This window comes from Plantibacter sp. CFBP 8804 (assembly GCF_014841225.1).
Lineage (GTDB): Bacteria > Actinomycetota > Actinomycetes > Actinomycetales > Microbacteriaceae > Plantibacter > Plantibacter auratus.
Map to the genome: position 1 here is coordinate 15,743 of NZ_JACYTU010000010.1, position 16,077 is coordinate 31,819.

Sequence of the window (16,077 nt, forward strand, 5' to 3'; positions counted from 1 at the left end):
CCGACCACATCGCACCATCAGCAGCAGCACCCACCAAGGAGAGAACGCAATGACGCTTCGTACTTCATCCCGCCGTCGGACCCGACTGGCCGCAGTCGCCCTCGGCGTCTCGGCCCTCATGCTCGGCGCGACCGCCTGCTCCAGCGGCGGTGGCGCCCCGAGTGGCAGCGCCACCCTCTGGGGCCTCACCGGCACCGACGAGGACACCGTCCTCGGCCCGTCGCTCAAGGAGTGGAACGGCGCCAACGCCGACGGCCAGGTCGCCGCGACCTACTTCCAGAACGACGCTTACAAGACCAAGATCCGCACGGCCGTCGGCGCGGGCAGCGCCCCGACCATCATCTACAGCTGGGCGGGCGGCACCCTGAACTCCTACGTGGACGCCGGCAAGGTCGCCGACATCACCTCGGAGACCGCGGACGCCAAGGGCAAGTTCCTCGAGTCCGTCTGGAACCAGGGCGTCATCGACGACAAGGTCTACGCGGTGCCGATGAACGCCACCACGCCGATCATGTTCTATTACAACAAGGACGTCCTGAAGGCCGCCGGCGTCGAGGTCCCGACGAACTTCGACGAGATCATCGACGCCATCCCCAAGCTCAAGGCCGCAGGCGTGGCCCCGTTCTCACTCGCCGGTGCCTCCAAGTGGCCGTCGCTCATGTGGGAGGAGTACCTCGTCGACCGCGTCGCCGGCCCCGAGGCCTTCAACAAGATCATGGCCGGTGAAGCCGACGCGTGGAGTGACCCCGGCATCATCGAGGCGAACGAGAAGATCCAGGAGCTCGTGAAGGCCGGCGCCTTCGTCGACGGCTACGCCTCGGTCACGGCCGACAGCAACGCCGACGTCGCCCTGCTCTACACGGGCAAGGCCGCGATGATGCTCCAGGGCGCCTGGGTCATGACGACCTTCAAGCAGCAGGCGGCCGAGTTCGCCGAGAAGGGGCTCGGCTACACGACCTTCCCCGCCGTCACCGGTGGCAAGGGCGACCCGTCGAACATCGTCGGCAACCCGTCCGGGTACTTCTCCATCTCCGCCTCGGCGACGAAGGAGCAGAAGGCCAGCGCGCTGAAGTACCTCACCGAGGGCGTCTTCGACAAGGGCTACATCGACCGCATGGTCGAGGCCGGTCAGGTGCCGCCGATCACGGGTATCGACGACCAGATCGCGGACGCCGGCGGCGACTTCGGCACGACCGTCTATGACCTCACGAAGAACGCCAAGAACTTCCAGATGTCGTGGGACCAGGCGCTCCCGCCCGCACAGGCGACCGCGTTGCTGACGAACCTCGACCAGCTGTTCAACCTGCAGATCACCCCGCAGGAGTTCTCCGACAACATGAACAAGACGATCGGACAGTGATCTCCCGATGACCGTCACCCGTCCATTGAACGGGGCCCGAGGGGCCGGTGCGGCAGCGATGCGTCGTCGCACCGGCCCCAGTGGCTGGATGGTCGCGCCGGCGCTGGGCTTCTTCCTCGTCTTCGCGATCATCCCGCTCATCGTCGCCCTGTACCTGAGCTTCACCCGCTGGGACGCGATCACCGACCCCGCGTGGGTCGGTCTCGACAACTGGGCATCCGTCCTCGTCGACCCGGTCGCGATCGACGCCCTCGTCCTGACCCTCAAGGTCATCGTGATCTCCTGGATCGTCCAGACCCCGATCAGCCTGCTGCTCGGGACCTGGACCGCCGGCAAGCAGCGCAACCGGGCCGTCCTCGGCGCGATCTTCTTCCTGCCGCTGCTGCTGTCGTCGGCGGCGACGGCCATCGCGTTCAAGGCGATCCTCGACCCGAACTTCGGCCTGTCGGCGTCGCTCGGCATCCCGTTCCTCAAGCAGGACTGGCTCGGCAACCAGCAGCTCGTGCTCTTCGTCGTGATCTTCATCATCGCGTGGCAGTTCGTGCCCTTCCACACGCTCCTGTTCCAGGGCGGCGTGCGGCAGATCCCGGCGTCACTCTACGAGGCGGCCGAGATCGACGGGGCCGGGACGGTCAAGCAGTTCTTCCACATCACGCTCCCGCAGCTGCGGTACACGCTCGTGACGTCGTCCACGCTCATGATCATCGGTTCGCTCACCTACTTCGACGTGATCTTCGTGCTCACCGGCGGCGTTCCGAGCGCCGGTACCCGCATCCTCCCGATCCTCATGTACGTGACGGGCTTCTCCGCGAGTCAGTTCGGGCAGGCGAGCGTCATGGCGATCATCCTGGCCGTCATCGGTCTCGCCATCGCCCTGCTGCTCACCAAGCTGAGCGGCTTCGCCAAGATGGACAGTCAGCAGGAGGGCCTCTGATGTCAGCGACGAACCCACTCACGAAGCCCGGCGCGCTCCCGACGGGCAGCCTCGACACGGTCAGCGTCTCGACCGCCGGGTCCAAGCGCGGACGCCCCGGCGAGCACGAGACGCGAGGCAAGCGCCCCCGCGGTGCCCGCCGCAAACCGAACATCCTCGGCGGGATCGGCGCCTGGATCTGGCTGCTCATCATCGTGCTGCCGATCTACTACATCGTCATCACGAGCGTGCGCCCGCAGGCCGGGTTCTTCTCGAGCAACCAGCTCATCCCGCCCACCGACCCGACCCTCGACGGTTACGCCCTCGTGCTGCAGAGCGACTTCTTCCTCTACCTCGGCAACAGCGTCATCATCACCGTCGCGAGCGTCGCCGTCACCGTGTTCGTCTGCCTCATGGCGTCGTACGCGATCGTGCGCACCAACTCCCGGTTCACGCGGGGAGCGTTCTCGTTCTTCCTGCTCGGACTCGCGATCCCGCTGCAGGCGACGATCATCCCGCTGTTCTACATGCTCAGCAAGGCGGGACTCTACGACACCCTCCTGGCGCTGATCCTGCCGTCGATCGGCTTCGCGGTGCCCGTCACCGTGCTCATCCTGTCGAACTTCATCCGCGACATCCCCAAGGAGTTGTTCGAATCGATGACCGTCGACGGGGCGTCGAGCTGGCGGACCCTCGTCTCGCTCGTCCTCCCGCTCGCCCGGCCGGCGATCGTCACCGTCGCGCTCTACAACGCGCTCAACGTGTGGAACGGATTCCTGTTCCCACTCGTGCTCACGCAGTCGCCGAGCAACCGGGTGCTGCCGTTGTCGCTGTGGACGTTCCAGGGCTCGTTCAGCGTGAACGTGCCGGCCGTGCTCGCCGCCGTGGTGTTGTCGACCCTGCCGATCTTCATCCTGTACCTGTTCGGCCGACGCCAGTTGATCAGTGGCATGACCGCCGGCTTCAGCAAGTAGTGCTGATCGCGAGCCGACCAATGACCGAACCATCCCCTGAGAGGAACACATGACTGACAAGCAGGCGCTCGTGGTGCGAGGCGGCTGGGACGGGCACATGCCCGTCGAGACGACCGCGGCCTTCATCCCCTTCCTGGAGGCGAACGGGTTCACCGTCCGCGTCGAGGACGGGACCACCGTCTACACAGACACCGACTACCTCGACACGGTCGACCTCATCGTGCAGATCAACACGATGAACACGATCGAGGCCGAGGAGTTCGCCGGCCTCCAGCGCGCCGTGCTCAACGGCACGGGCATGGCCGGCTGGCACGGCGGGATCGCGGACTCGTACCGCAACAACGCCGACTACCTCCACATGATCGGCGGCCAGTTCGCGCACCACGCCGGCAAGGACCCGGCCGAGCGCACGGGGGAGCAGTCCGACAACTACATCCCGTACACCGTGCACATCACCGAGTACGGCCGGTCGCACCCCATCACCGAGGGCATCGAGGACTTCGACCTCGTCACCGAGCAGTACTGGGTGCTGAGCGACGAGTACAACGACGTCCTCGCGACGACGACGCAGGAGGTGCGGCCCTGGGACGCATGGAACCGTCCCGTCACGGCGCCCGCCATCTGGACGCGGCAGTGGGGGAAGGGCAGGATCTTCGTGTCCGCTCCCGGCCACCGCATCGAGATCGTCGAGGACCCGAACGTCCGCACCATCATCGAAAGGGGCCTGCTGTGGGCAGCACGCTGAACGGGATCGTCGAGGACCGGTGCCGAAACGCCGGCCGCGCCATGATCGAAAGGGGCTTGCTGTGGGCAGCACGCTGAACGGGGCATCGGAGACCACCGGAGGGTCCGTCCTCCGGGTCGGCGTCATCGGCGTCGGCAACATCTCGAAGCAGTACTTCGCCGAGTTCCCGAAGCTGCCGAACCTCGAGCTCGTCGTCGTCGCGGACCTCGACCTCGCCCGCGCCGCTGAGGTCGCCGCCGAACAGGGCGTGCGGTCGTCGAGCGTCGACGAGCTGCTCGCCGACCCCGAGGTCGACGTCGTCCTGAACCTCACCATCCCGGCCGCGCACGCCGAGGTCGCGCTCCGAGCCCTCCAGGCCGGCAAGCACGTCTACGGGGAGAAGCCGCTCGCACTGTCGACCGCCGAGGCGCGACCGGTGCTCGAGCTCGCGGCGGCGAAGGGCCTCCGCGTCGGCAGCGCGCCGGACACCGTCCTCGGGTCGGGCGTCCAGACGGCGCTCGCCGTGCTCGACAGCGGCGCCATCGGTCGGCCGATCGCCGCGGCGGTCGCCTGGAGCGCCCCGGGACACGAGCTGTGGCACCCGGCCCCCGCGTTCTACTACCAGCCGGGTGGCGGGCCGCTCCTCGACATGGGGCCGTACTACCTGACGAGCCTCGTGTCGTTCTTCGGTCCCGTCGTGCGGGTGTCGGGGGCGGTCGCTCGGTCGGATCGCGAGCGGTCGGTCGCGACCGGCGCGCTGGCCGGGACGCCGATCCCGGTGCACGAGGAGGTCGACACGCACGTCACCGCGATCCTCGAGCACGCGAACGGGGTGGTCTCGACCGTGACGGTCTCGTTCGAGGTGTGGGCGAGCCGCGTGCCGCTCTTCGAGGTCTACGGGACGGGCGGGACGGTCGCCGTGCCCGACCCGAACCGGTTCTCGGACCCGGTGGAAATCGCGACGGCCGACGACCGCACCTGGCGTGCCGTCCCCGACAGCGCCGGCTTCGTCGATGCCGGGCGCGGCGTGGGCCTGTCGGACCTGGCCGAGGCGATCGAGCAGGACCGACCGCATCGGGCCTCGGGCGACCTCGCGTTCCACGTGTTGGAGATCATGGAGGCGATCATCGTCGCCGGTCGTGAGCACCGCGTCGTGGAACTGACCAGTACCGTCCCCCGCCCGGCACCGGTGCTGCAGCCCGCGACCGTCGCCTGAGTTCCTCCCCTGCCCGCGAACTGTCACTCGGCGCTGGTCCGGGCGGCTGGAACTGTGCCGAAGTGACAGTTCGCGGGCAAGGGTGGGACCGGTCGGTGTGCGAGGATGGCCTGATCCGAGGACACATTTGGGGGAATGATGTCGTTCACACGAGCACACCGACGTCCGGTCGTCACCGCCCTGGCGATCGCAGGAGCACTGGCGTTGGCCGGATGCTCGGGCGGCGCGGGAGCATCGACGCCCGTAACGACCGAGACCGAGACCGCGACCACGACGGCCACGCCGACACCGTCGCCGACGCCCACCGGTCCCGACCTCGCCGATCCCGCGTCCTGGATCGTGTCGTTCACCGGGCTCGGCCCGATCGAGGTCGGCGCGCCGATCGAAGGCACGGCGTCGTTCATGACCGCCTTCACCGTGGCGACGCAGGAGGCCTGCCCGTGGGTGACCGCCTACGCCGCCGATGGGCTGCCGTCCGTCTGGCTCCCCGATCCGCAGAGCACCGGGGTCGTGAACCAGATCGTCCTGCAGGCGTGGGGCGGGCCCGCGTCTGCGGCGGTCGCAGCCTCGCCGACGACCGCTGAGGGCGTGGGCGTCGGATCGACCCTCGAGGAACTCCGGGCCGCCTACCCGGCGCTCACCGAGCAGCAGGGCAAGTACGCCTTCTTCTACGCCGTCACCGACGACGCCGGACACTGGATCAACTTCTCGGTGACCGACGACCTCGTCGACGGCATCGTGGTCCGCGACCAAGCGAAGATCGACAGCGAGTACTGCGGCTGATCCGCCTCAGCGGGCGACCGGGACGACCCGGACGTCCCTGAGCGCGCCGTCTTCAACCCGAGCGGTCATCATCGTGCACTCCGGTTGACGACGGCGGTCCGTCGGCGAGCCGGGGTTGAGCAGGCGCAGACCAGCTGGCGAGACCGAGTCCCACGGGATGTGGCTGTGTCCGAAGACGAGGACGTCGGTGTCGGGGAAGGCCTCGTCGGCCCGTCGCTCGCGACCGGTCGCCGCCCCCGTCTCATGGACGACGTCGAACCGCAGCCCGTCGACCTCGAAACGCGCGACCTCGGGGAGACGCGCGCGGAGTCCGGGGCCGTCGTTGTTGCCGAAGACACCGACCAGGCGGGCGGCCCGGGCCTCGAGGGCGTCGAGGGTCGCCTCGTCGACCCAGTCACCCGCGTGGACGACGACGTCCGCTGCGTCGACGGCAGCCCAGACCGCGTCCGGCAGAACCTTCGCCCGCTTCGGCAGGTGGGTGTCGGCGAGGAGGAGCAGCGAGGTCGGCATGTTCCCACGGAAGCGGATCGCGCCGACGCCGTCAACCGGGTGGTGGTCCCGCGCCCGTCGACCTGCTCGGCGACCGGGCCGCGGACCGCCGTTCACGGACACTCCCGCAGGAGGGGCGACTAGGGTGATCCCATGCCCGCAACCGACCTTCGTTTCTCCGGGAGGATCGCCGGCTACGGCACCACGGGCGGCGTCCGCATCGTCCTCGGGCTCTGGTCCACCTCCCCGTTCGGCTCCTTCGCCGACGCGATGATCGAGGACTCCCGCGGCAAACGCCTGCTGCTCGCGCCGACGCAGGAGATCGCCGACTTCATCTCCTCCACGTACACCTTCGACGACGTCGAGATCGGCACCGTCGGCTGGACGCGTCTGCCGACGGGGCTCCGCTTCGTGGGCGGTCCGCTCGACACGACCCTCCGGATCGGTGGGAGCTCTCCGCTCGGCCGGGCGCTGCGGGTCGTCCCCAAGCCGGTGGCCGTGAACCCTGTCTGGCTGCAGACCATCGACCCCCTCGCCCGCGTGCTCCAACCCGGCGCCCGGACGGCGGGCTCCGCCGGCAACGGTCGACGCGAGTACTACGGCGTGACCGGCGCTCGCCGCATCACCGCCGCCACCGCGAGCTGGTCCGGTGCGGACCTCGGCACCCTCGCCAGACTCGACCCGCCCGTGCGCTTCGGCTTCGGCTCCGCGCCGGCCGACCCGCACCTCGTCGACATCGTCACCACGGTCCGCCAGCGCGCGTGAGCTGCTCCGGGGTCGCGCAGCTCACCATGTAGCCCGTGTCGGCGTCGCGGCAGGAGATCCGCGCGGTGGCAGGACGCTCCTCAGCCGGACGTCCTGCTGCCGAGCCGACCTCCTGCTGCCGCACCATTGGGTGTTCAGCCCCGGCGGACCATCCAGACGTCGACCTCGTCCTCGCGTTCGAGCGTGAAGCCGTGGCGCTCGTAGAGGCGGCGGGCCGGGCTGCCCTGCAGCACGTTGAGACGGAACGGGCGCGGGTCGCCGTCGTCGGCCAGGAGCCGCGCGAGCACCGCGGTGCCGAGGCCCGCGCCCTGGTGTTCGGGTGCGAGGTAGAAGTGCTCGAACCACCGCTCGTCGGGTTCCGGACGGAGGGCGACCAGCCCGGCCGTGATGCCCTCGACCTCGATCACCGCGGTGTGCTCCGGGCGATATCCGTCGAGGAAGCGACGGCGCACGCGGGTCTCGTCGTAGCGACCGAGGCGCTCGAGGTCGGGCCGCATGACGACGGCGCGCAGCTCGGCCATCCAGGTCGAGTCGTCGATGGTGGCGGGGCGGAGTGTCCAGGCGGCGGGCATCCGTCCAGTCAACCATCCACGGCCGGAAGCGGGTGAACCGGCACATGCCCGGATAGGGAACACTGGAGGGATCGAGCAGAGGGTGTGCGTGTGAGCGAGTCGACAGCGGTCGGGGCGGGTCCGGCGGGCGGATCCGGTATGGGCAGCGGACTCGACTCGGTGCGCCGTCGCAACCTCGGCCGGATCGTCGAGCTCGTGCACCAGGGCGGCGTGCAGTCGCGGTCGGCGCTCACGAGGGCGACCGGACTCAACCGGTCGACGGTCGCCGCGCTCGTCACGGAACTCGCCTCGATCGGCATCGTCACGGAGTCGGTCCCGGTGGGCGGGCAGGGAGTCGGCCGGCCGTCGCCACTCGTCTCGGCCGGCCCACGAGCCGTCGCCTTCGCGGCGAACCCGGAACTCGACGCGATCACGGTGGCGGCCGTGCGACTGGGCGGCGAGGTCCTCGAGCGCGTGCGTCGCGAGGTCGACACGACACCGACGGCGGCCGAGGCGACGGCGATCATCGCGGAGCTGGTCGCGGAACTCGCCGGCCGCCTGCCCGACGAGGCGCGCGGTGGCGGTGGGATCGGCCTCGCGATCCCCGGTCTCGTCCGGGACGCCGACGGGGTCGTCCGGCTCGCACCGCACCTCGGGTGGGTCGACGAGCCACTCGTCGAACGGCTGCGTGCCGCGACCGGTCGTGCGGTGTTCGCGGCCAACGACGCGAGTCTCGGCGCTCGGGCGGAGCGGACCTTCGGGGCTGGACGCGGCATCGACGACCTCGTCTACCTGAACGGTGGCGCGAGCGGTATCGGTGGTGGCATCATCGCCGGTGGCCGACCCGTCGGTGGTGCGCGCGGGTACGCGGGGGAGTTCGGTCACACCTCGGCGACGGCCGCCGGCAACGCACTCGAAGACGCCGTCCGACGCAGTGAGCTGCTCCATGTCGCCGGCCTCGCCGCCGGGGACGACGCGGTCCTCGAAGCGGCGCTCGCCGAGGGCATCGCGGCCGATCCGGCGGGGGCGATGCGGGAGGAGGTCGTGCGGCAGGCCAGGACGCTCGGACGGGCGCTCGCCGGGACGGTGAACATCCTCGACCCCGAACTCGTCGTCCTCGGTGGGCATCTCGGGATCGTGCTCGAACTGGCGCCGGAGGAGTTGCACGACGCGGTCCGTGAGCGGGCGCTCGTCCCGCCGTTCGAGGACGTCACGATCGTGCGTGCGGCACTCGGCCAGGACCTCCTGCTCATCGGTGCCGCGGAACTCGCCTTCGATCGACTCATCGCGGACCCCGCCGCCTGGTGATCGTCGCCCTGGGTGCTGTCGGCCTGGTGGTCAGCGCGGTGCGCTGACGCGAGACGTACTCACCCGGCGTCGGCGCGGTGCGCTGACGCGAGCTCGCCCGAATCGGCGTGGGCGCGGGGCGTGGACTCGGGCGCAGGTCTCCGGAGGGGCGCGCTCACGCGTGTGACCCGCGCTCGTGTCAGCGCACCGCGCTGGCACCACCACCACACACCGCCACCACCACCAGGGGTCAGAAGGCCGGGCGACCCGTCGACTTCCGCACGATGAGCTCCGGCTCGATCGTGCCGCGGTACCCGACGGCGTCGACTTCGAGGTTGCCGAGCAACCGCGCGACACAGCGACGCCCCAGCTCGTCGAAGTCCTGCCGCACCGTCGTGAGCGGCGGCCAGAAGTGCGGTGCCTCCGGGATGTCGTCGAACCCCACGATCGACACGTCGCGCGGCACGTCGTACCCCTCGTCGCGGATCGCGTGGATGAGGCCGAGCGCCATCTGGTCGTTCGACGAGAAGATCGCCGTGAAGTCGCGCACCCGCATGAGTTCGATCCCGGCGCGATAGCCGAAGTCTGCGGTCCAGTCACCGAGGATCGGCGCGGTCGTCGGCACGTCCTGCGCACTCATCTCGGCGAGGAACCCGTGCATGCGCGCCTCCGCCTCGATCCAGTCCTGCGGCCCCGCGAGGTGGTAGATGTTCCGATGCCCGAGCTCGATGAGGTGCCGCGTCGCCAAGCGTCCACCGGCGACCTGGTCGACACCGATCGAGTGGTCGTCGAGGTCGCCGCCGGACTGCACCGCGATGAACGGCACCCGCACCTGCAACTCCTCGATCGCCCGGAACACCCGGACCTGCGGTGCGATGACCACGATGCCGTCGACCGACTGCGCGAGCAGATGCTCGACGGCGGCGACGATCGACGCGTCCGAGACGTCGGGCAGGTTCGCCGTGCTGACGAGGTACCCGGCGTCCTTGCTCGCGTTCTCGATCGCCTGGATCATGCTCGCCGGACCGTACTGCGACCGCTGGCTCGCGAGCACGCCGATGGTCCGCGACCGACTCGTCACGAGCGCCCTGGCCGCCCGGTTCGGACGGTAGTTGACCTCGTCCATGACGGCGAGGACCCGGTCGCGGGTGGAGTCGCGGATGCTCGGGTGGTTGTTGAGCACTCGTGAGACCGTCTGGTGGGAGACCCCGGCCAGGCGCGCGACATCACGGATATTGGGGGCTCGCCCCCGTTCGGCGTCGTCGCTCACGGATTCCTCGGACCTCGATGTGCACGGTCACATTTCGTGCTGCACCCATTATGCACACGCGTCAGGCCCCCGACGGATCGGGTCCCCCAGGGTGCGTGGAGCCACGGAGGGGTCCGCGACGGTACCGTTGGGGGATGGATACCGAAAGCGTCGCCCGCGTCATCGAAGCCACCGACTTCTCGGGCGTCGTGCTCGTCAAGCGCGGTGAGGAGACGCTCTTCGAGGCCGCCCGCGGCCTGGCCTCGCGGGAGCGCGACGAGCCCATCATGCTCGACACCCGCTTCGACACGGCGTCCATCACGAAGCTCTTCACCGCCGCCGCCGTGCTCCAGCAGGTCGACGCCGGACACATCGACCTCGACGAGTCGATCCACGAGTACGTCGACCTCGACGGCACCACCATCCGCCGCGACGTCCAGCTGCTCCACCTGCTCACCCACACCTCCGGCATCGCCGACGACGCCGACGAGACCGCCGGCGAGAGCTACGACGACCTCTGGGCCGAGCGCCCGGCCTCGTCGATCCGCGAGACCGCCGACCTCCTGCCGCTCTTCGCCGACAAGGAGCCGCTCGCGGCCCCCGGCGAAGAGGCGAACTACGTCAACGCGGGCTACGTGCTGCTCGGGCTCGCGCTCGAGGGCGTGACGGGGCTGCCCTACCGCCAGCTCATCGAGCAGCAGGTGTTCGCGCTGCTCGGCATGGACAACTCGGGCTTCGTCGACCGCCGGACGGGCGAGCCCGGCCTGGCCGAGGGCGGCGACGTCGACGACGACGGCGTCTGGCACTCGAACGCCGACGCCTTCCCGCCGCTCGGCGGCCCGGACGCCGGTGCGCAGTCCACCGCGGCCGACCTCATCACCTTCCTGCGCGCGGCACGCGACGCGAAGATCCTCACCGCCGAGCTGACCGAGGAGTTCACCTCCCCGCAGATCGAGGTCGACGAGGAGATCTCCTACGGCTTCGGCTTCGAGTTCGACGTCGACGAGGACGGCCAGGTGCGATCGATGTACCTCGACGGTGTCAACCCCGGCGCGAGCGGCATCGTGCGCACCTACTTCGGCCCGACCGCCGCCGACGCCATCGACGTCGTCGTGCTGTCGAACTCCGAGGACGGCGCGTGGGACGTCATCCGCGCGATCGACGCCGAACTCTAGGCGCCCACTGGGATCTGCCGGGCACATCCCCGGGTTCCGGCCATACCGATCGAGGCGTATTCGCGCCCCCGGCACGTGCCCGCGCGGGCCCACTGAGAGCGCGACCATGCCCCGACAGTCGCCGGTTATGAAAATGAGACCCATCCCGACTTGACATCAGGTGGAGGTCTGGGGCTATCGTGTGACACACAATGTGAACGGTCACATTCGGAGTGACGAGGAAGTCGACGTGGGAACGAAGCGCAATGGAGCGAGCAGGTCGGCGATGAGCCGCCTCCCGATCCACGGCACCGATCGATCCGACCACAGCTCCCTCTCGGCCCGGCTCTCCGCCGGCCACCTCTCCCTGCACCCTCGCCGGCACTTCGACGAGGCGTCCGCACCCGCACCCGCACCCGCGAACGCCACGTAGCCGACGAGCGGCCTCGATGAGCTGGACACATCGAAGCCGACAGACCTGCGCATGACAATGACGTCCAAGCAACTCCCTAGGGAAGGAACCACACAGTGAAGAAGAGAATGCTCCTCGCCACGCTGGCCGCAGGCACGATGGTCGTGTCGCTCGCCGGCTGCTCCGGCGGCGCAAGCGGCGGATCGGGCGGCGGCGAAGGCGACGGCAAGCTCGTCGGCGTCGCGATGCCCACCAAGAGCTCCGAGCGCTGGATCCAGGACGGCAACGCCGTCAAGGAGCAGCTGGAGAAGGAGGGCTTCAAGGTCGACCTGCAGTACGCCGAGGACGACATCCCGACCCAGGTCTCGCAGATCGAGAACATGATCACCAAGGGCGCCTCCGTCCTGATCATCGCCTCGATCGACGGCACCACGCTCACCAGCGTGCTGCAGGAGGCCAAGGACGGCGACATCCCCGTCATCGCCTACGACCGCCTGATCCGCGACAGCGAGAACGTCGACTACTACGCGTCGTTCGACAACTACAAGGTCGGCGTGCAGCAGGCCAACTCGGTCCTCAACGGCCTCGGCCTCGTCGACCTCGAGGGCAAGCCCACCGAGGGCGCACCCGCCGGTCCGTTCAACATCGAGATGTTCGCCGGCTCGCCCGACGACAACAACGCCACGTTCTTCTGGGACGGCGCTCAGGACACCCTGAAGCCGTTCATCGACGCGGGCACCCTCAAGGTCGCCAGCGGCCAGACCTCCTTCGAGCAGGCTGCAACGCTCCGTTGGGACGGTGAGACCGCGCAGAAGCGTATGGAGAACATCCTCACGTCGACCTACTCCGACGGCAGCAAGGTCAACGCGGTCCTGTCGCCCTACGACGGCATCTCGCGAGGCATCATCTCGGCGCTGACCGACGCCGGCTACTCGGTGGGCGACGGCTGGCCCGTCATCTCCGGCCAGGACGCCGAGCTCGACTCGGTCAAGGCCATCGAGTCCGGCGAGCAGTACGCGACCATCTTCAAGGACACCCGCCAGCTGGCGAGCGAAGCCGTCAAGATGGCCGTCGCCGTGCTGAACGGTGAGAAGCCCGAGGTCAACAACACCGAGGACTACGACAACGGCAAGAAGGTCGTCCCGTCCTTCCTCCTCGAGTCGCAGATCGTCGTCAAGGACAACATCCAGGAGGTCCTCGTGGACTCCGGTTACTGGACCGAAGACGAGATCAAGGGCTAGTCAGTCCTGCAACACCCCTTTCGACAGGCTCAGGGAACGGAATCACTTCCGATCCCTGAGCCTGTCGGAGGGCCCGGTTCAACGACGATCACCTGTAAGGAGACACGGTGTCAGGCGAGACCACGAGCATCCTCGAGATGCGCAACATCATCAAGACCTTCCCCGGCGTCAAGGCCCTCTCGAACGTCACGCTCGATGTGCAGCGCGGTACCGTGCACGCCATCTGCGGTGAGAACGGCGCCGGCAAGTCGACGCTCATGAAGGTGTTGTCCGGCGTCTACCCGTTCGGCACCTACGAGGGCGACATCGTCTTCGAGGGCGAGACGATGGAGTTCAAGGACATCCGCGACTCGGAGTCCAAGGGCATCGTCATCATCCACCAGGAGCTGGCCCTCAGCCCCTACCTCTCCATCGCGGAGAACATCTTCCTCAACAACGAGCTGAAGGGGCCGCTCGGCCTCATCGACTGGAACCGCACCAACCAGGAGGCGGCAGCACTGCTCGCCCGGGTCGGCCTGCGGGAGAACCCGACGACCAAGATCCTCGAGATCGGCGTCGGCAAGCAGCAGCTCGTCGAGATCGCGAAGGCCCTCTCGAAGCGCGTGAAGCTCCTCATCCTCGACGAGCCGACGGCCGCGCTGAACGACGAGGACTCCGACCACCTGCTCGACCTGATCCTGCACCTCAAGGAGCAGGGGATCACGTCGATCATCATCAGCCACAAGCTCAACGAGATCAAGAAGGTCGCCGACACCGTCACGGTCATCCGCGACGGCAAGACGATCGAGACGATCGTGAAGAACGACGTCACCGAAGAGCGCATCATCAAGGACATGGTCGGCCGCGACCTCGAGCACCGCTACCCGGACCACACGCCGAACATCGGCGAGGAGATCCTGCGCGTCGAGGACTGGACCGCCCACCACCCGCAGGACCCGACCCGCGTGATGGTGGACGCCGTCAACCTCAACGTCCGCGCCGGTGAGATCGTCGGCATCGCCGGCCTCATGGGCGCCGGGCGCACCGAGTTCGCGATGAGCCTGTTCGGACAGTCGTACGGCAGCCGCATCAGCGGCAAGGTCTTCAAGAACGGCACCGAGATCCGCACCCGCACGGTGTCGGAGGCGATCGACAACGGCCTCGCGTACGCCACCGAGGACCGCAAGTACTACGGCCTCAACCTCATCGAGGACATCAAGCGGAACATCTCGATGGCCTCGCTGAAGAAGCTCGAACGCGGCGGACTCGTCAACGACAACGAGGAGTACAAGGTCGCCGAGGAGTACCGGAAGAGCATGAACATCAAGGCTCCGAACGTGCTCGCGAAGACCGGGAAGCTCTCGGGCGGCAACCAGCAGAAGGTCGTCCTCTCGAAGTGGATCTACTCCGACCCCGACGTCCTCATCCTCGATGAGCCCACCCGTGGCATCGACGTCGGTGCGAAGTACGAGATCTACACGATCATCAACCGCCTCGCCGCCGAGGGGAAGGGCGTCATCGTCATCTCCTCCGAGCTCCCCGAGCTCATCGGCATCTGCGACCGCATCTACGCCCTCAGTGAGGGCCGCATCACCGGCGAACTGCCGATCGAGGAAGCGAACCCCGAAGCGCTCCTCAAACTCATGACCATGGAGAAGCCCCGCTGACGCGGGCGCGGACGGATCGAAGGAGAACCGCAATGTCCGATCTGGACACCAAACCCACCGTCCCGGCAGGCGACGGCACCGCCGCCGGCGGCCTCGTCAACCCGGCCACCAACCGCTTCACGAGCTGGCTGACCCACATCCTCAGCGACCTCGGCAAGAACGGCATCTTCATCGCCCTCCTGCTCGTCGTCGTGTTCTTCGCCGTCATCACCGACGGCATCCTGCTGCGGCCGCAGAACATCTCCAACCTGATCGTGCAGAACGGGTACATCCTCGTCCTCGCGATCGGCATGGTGATGGTCATCATCGCCGGCCACATCGACCTGTCGGTCGGTTCCGTCGCGGCCTTCGTCGGTGCGGTGTCCGGTGTGTTCGCCGTGCAGATGCAGATGCCGTGGTGGATCGCGATCATCCTGTCGCTCGCCATCGGCGCGCTCGTCGGTGTCTGGCAGGGCTTCTGGATCGCCTACGTCGGGATCCCGGCGTTCATCGTGACGCTGGCCGGCATGCTCATCTTCCGCGGCCTCGCGCTCGTGGTGCTCGGCAACGCCAACATCGGTTCCTTCCCGGCGGAGTACCGCGCGCTCGGCAACGGCTTCCTGAACGACGTGTTCGGTGACTTCCCGATCGACCCGCTCACGCTCGGGATCGGCGTCATCGCCGTCGTCGGCCTCGTCGTGCAGCAGGTCCGCACGCGCCTCGGCCGTCAGAAGTACGGCCAGGACACCGAGCCGTTCCCGTGGTTCGTCGCCAAGCTCGTCCTCATCATCGCGGGCATCGGCTTCTTCGTGTACGCCCTCGCCGCGTACAAGGGCATCCCGGTCACGCTCATCGTGCTGGCCGTCCTCGTGCTCGTCTACGGCATCGTCATGAACCGCTCGGTCTTCGGCCGCCACATCTACGCGATCGGTGGCAACCGTCACGCCGCGGAGCTGTCCGGCATCAAGACCCGCAAGGTCGACTTCTTCCTGTTCGTCAACATGGGCTTCCTCGCGGCGCTCGCGGGCCTCATCTTCACGGCCCGCCTGAACCTCGCCGGTCCGAAGGCCGGTGACGGCTTCGAGCTCGAGGCGATCTCCGCGGCCTTCATCGGTGGAGCCGCGGTGCAGGGTGGCGTCGGTACCATCGGCGGCGCGATCATCGGTGGTCTCATCATCGGTGTGCTGAACAACGGTATGTCGATCATCGGCCTCGGCATCGAGTGGCAGCAGGCCGTCAAGGGCCTCGTGCTGCTGCTGGCCGTCGCGTTCGACGTCTACAACAAGCGCCGCAGCGGCGGACGCTGATCCCGAGGTCCGCGACAGCGGAACCCG

General features: G+C 68.4%; 16 protein-coding genes. 13 read left to right on the plus strand and 3 right to left on the minus strand.

From position 1 onward, the window contains the following. Positions 1-49 precede the first annotated feature (49 nt). The 6 genes from IFU11_RS15180 to IFU11_RS15205 all read left to right on the plus strand — a co-directional run bounded on the left by IFU11_RS15180 (position 50) and on the right by IFU11_RS15205 (position 5,970). On the plus strand, positions 50-1,360 hold the full coding sequence (locus tag IFU11_RS15180) for an extracellular solute-binding protein (RefSeq protein WP_192019476.1): 1,311 nt from the start codon (positions 50-52) through the stop codon (positions 1,358-1,360). Between the two features lie 7 nt (positions 1,361-1,367). Next, positions 1,368-2,294 carry a carbohydrate ABC transporter permease gene (locus IFU11_RS15185; protein WP_071258845.1) on the plus strand — a complete coding sequence of 309 codons (927 nt, stop codon included), beginning with the start codon at positions 1,368-1,370 and terminating at the stop codon, positions 2,292-2,294. Further along, positions 2,294-3,247 (plus strand): carbohydrate ABC transporter permease, encoded by a 954-nt coding sequence (locus IFU11_RS15190; RefSeq protein WP_079706768.1) that lies wholly within the window; start codon positions 2,294-2,296, stop codon positions 3,245-3,247. The genes IFU11_RS15185 and IFU11_RS15190 overlap by 1 nt, the downstream gene beginning before the upstream one ends. 49 nt (positions 3,248-3,296) lie before the next feature. Further along, positions 3,297-3,992, plus strand: coding sequence for a ThuA domain-containing protein (locus IFU11_RS15195; RefSeq protein WP_192019477.1), 696 nt, complete (start codon positions 3,297-3,299; stop codon positions 3,990-3,992). 61 nt (positions 3,993-4,053) lie between these two features. Continuing rightward, positions 4,054-5,187 carry a Gfo/Idh/MocA family protein gene (locus IFU11_RS15200; RefSeq protein ID WP_371742794.1) on the plus strand — a complete coding sequence of 378 codons (1,134 nt, stop codon included), beginning with the start codon at positions 4,054-4,056 and terminating at the stop codon, positions 5,185-5,187. Positions 5,188-5,325: 138 nt separating this feature from the next. Continuing rightward, positions 5,326-5,970, plus strand: coding sequence for a hypothetical protein (locus IFU11_RS15205; RefSeq protein WP_192019478.1), 645 nt, complete (start codon positions 5,326-5,328; stop codon positions 5,968-5,970). Positions 5,971-5,976: 6 nt separating this feature from the next. Here IFU11_RS15205 and IFU11_RS15210 read toward each other — a convergent pair whose 3' ends face one another. Further along, complete coding sequence (locus IFU11_RS15210; RefSeq protein WP_192019479.1) at positions 5,977-6,480, minus strand: metallophosphoesterase family protein; 504 nt, start codon at positions 6,478-6,480, stop codon at positions 5,977-5,979. 132 nt (positions 6,481-6,612) lie between these two features. Between IFU11_RS15210 and IFU11_RS15215 the strand changes: the two genes are divergently transcribed. Beyond that, positions 6,613-7,224 (plus strand): hypothetical protein, encoded by a 612-nt coding sequence (locus IFU11_RS15215; protein ID WP_192019480.1) that lies wholly within the window; start codon positions 6,613-6,615, stop codon positions 7,222-7,224. A gap of 134 nt (positions 7,225-7,358) precedes the next feature. Here the strand turns inward: IFU11_RS15215 and IFU11_RS15220 are convergent, their stop codons facing one another. Further along, the gene (locus IFU11_RS15220; RefSeq protein WP_192019481.1) at positions 7,359-7,796 is read right to left on the minus strand and encodes a GNAT family N-acetyltransferase; all 438 of its coding nucleotides are present in this window, start codon (positions 7,794-7,796) and stop codon (positions 7,359-7,361) included. 90 nt (positions 7,797-7,886) lie between these two features. Here IFU11_RS15220 and IFU11_RS15225 point away from each other — a divergent pair, with 90 nt between their 5' ends. Next, complete coding sequence (locus IFU11_RS15225) at positions 7,887-9,083, plus strand: ROK family protein (protein WP_371742795.1); 1,197 nt, start codon at positions 7,887-7,889, stop codon at positions 9,081-9,083. Positions 9,084-9,312: 229 nt separating this feature from the next. Here the strand turns inward: IFU11_RS15225 and IFU11_RS15230 are convergent, their stop codons facing one another. Further along, positions 9,313-10,332, minus strand: a complete 1,020-nt coding sequence (locus IFU11_RS15230) for a LacI family DNA-binding transcriptional regulator (protein ID WP_064294998.1) — start codon at positions 10,330-10,332, stop codon at positions 9,313-9,315. 134 nt (positions 10,333-10,466) lie between these two features. On the opposite strand from IFU11_RS15230, the gene IFU11_RS15235 reads away from it, so the two are divergent. The 5 genes from IFU11_RS15235 to mmsB all read left to right on the plus strand — a co-directional run bounded on the left by IFU11_RS15235 (position 10,467) and on the right by mmsB (position 16,050). Continuing rightward, a complete protein-coding gene (locus IFU11_RS15235; RefSeq protein WP_192019482.1) occupies positions 10,467-11,486 on the plus strand; it encodes a serine hydrolase domain-containing protein in 1,020 nt (339 codons plus the stop codon). 265 nt (positions 11,487-11,751) lie between these two features. Next, complete coding sequence (locus tag IFU11_RS15240; RefSeq protein WP_192019483.1) at positions 11,752-11,898, plus strand: hypothetical protein; 147 nt, start codon at positions 11,752-11,754, stop codon at positions 11,896-11,898. Between the two features lie 107 nt (positions 11,899-12,005). Further along, complete coding sequence (gene chvE, locus IFU11_RS15245; RefSeq protein WP_079706775.1) at positions 12,006-13,118, plus strand: multiple monosaccharide ABC transporter substrate-binding protein; 1,113 nt, start codon at positions 12,006-12,008, stop codon at positions 13,116-13,118. Positions 13,119-13,255: 137 nt separating this feature from the next. Continuing rightward, entirely contained in the window at positions 13,256-14,764 is a 1,509-nt protein-coding gene (gene mmsA, locus IFU11_RS15250; RefSeq protein ID WP_064295024.1) for a multiple monosaccharide ABC transporter ATP-binding protein, read from the plus strand. A gap of 32 nt (positions 14,765-14,796) precedes the next feature. Beyond that, the gene (gene mmsB / locus IFU11_RS15255) at positions 14,797-16,050 is read left to right on the plus strand and encodes a multiple monosaccharide ABC transporter permease (protein WP_085512640.1); all 1,254 of its coding nucleotides are present in this window, start codon (positions 14,797-14,799) and stop codon (positions 16,048-16,050) included. Positions 16,051-16,077 lie beyond the last annotated feature (27 nt).

What these genes read in the sequence shown, in the direction of transcription:
- IFU11_RS15240 (WP_192019483.1), top strand. Translation starts at nt 11,752, where the DNA reads ATGAGCCGCCTCCCGATCCACGGCACCGATCGATCCGACCACAGCTCC.
- chvE (WP_079706775.1), top strand. Translation starts at nt 12,006, where the DNA reads ATGCTCCTCGCCACGCTGGCCGCAGGCACGATGGTCGTGTCGCTCGCC.
- IFU11_RS15220 (WP_192019481.1), bottom strand. Translation starts at nt 7,796, where the DNA reads ATGCCCGCCGCCTGGACACTCCGCCCCGCCACCATCGACGACTCGACC.
- IFU11_RS15185 (WP_071258845.1), top strand. Translation starts at nt 1,368, where the DNA reads ATGACCGTCACCCGTCCATTGAACGGGGCCCGAGGGGCCGGTGCGGCA.
- mmsB (WP_085512640.1), top strand. Translation starts at nt 14,797, where the DNA reads ATGTCCGATCTGGACACCAAACCCACCGTCCCGGCAGGCGACGGCACC.
- IFU11_RS15235 (WP_192019482.1), top strand. Translation starts at nt 10,467, where the DNA reads ATGGATACCGAAAGCGTCGCCCGCGTCATCGAAGCCACCGACTTCTCG.
- IFU11_RS15190 (WP_079706768.1), top strand. Translation starts at nt 2,294, where the DNA reads ATGTCAGCGACGAACCCACTCACGAAGCCCGGCGCGCTCCCGACGGGC.
- IFU11_RS15215 (WP_192019480.1), top strand. Translation starts at nt 6,613, where the DNA reads ATGCCCGCAACCGACCTTCGTTTCTCCGGGAGGATCGCCGGCTACGGC.
- IFU11_RS15180 (WP_192019476.1), top strand. Translation starts at nt 50, where the DNA reads ATGACGCTTCGTACTTCATCCCGCCGTCGGACCCGACTGGCCGCAGTC.
- IFU11_RS15205 (WP_192019478.1), top strand. Translation starts at nt 5,326, where the DNA reads ATGTCGTTCACACGAGCACACCGACGTCCGGTCGTCACCGCCCTGGCG.
- IFU11_RS15210 (WP_192019479.1), bottom strand. Translation starts at nt 6,480, where the DNA reads ATGCCGACCTCGCTGCTCCTCCTCGCCGACACCCACCTGCCGAAGCGG.
- mmsA (WP_064295024.1), top strand. Translation starts at nt 13,256, where the DNA reads ATGCGCAACATCATCAAGACCTTCCCCGGCGTCAAGGCCCTCTCGAAC.
- IFU11_RS15195 (WP_192019477.1), top strand. Translation starts at nt 3,297, where the DNA reads ATGACTGACAAGCAGGCGCTCGTGGTGCGAGGCGGCTGGGACGGGCAC.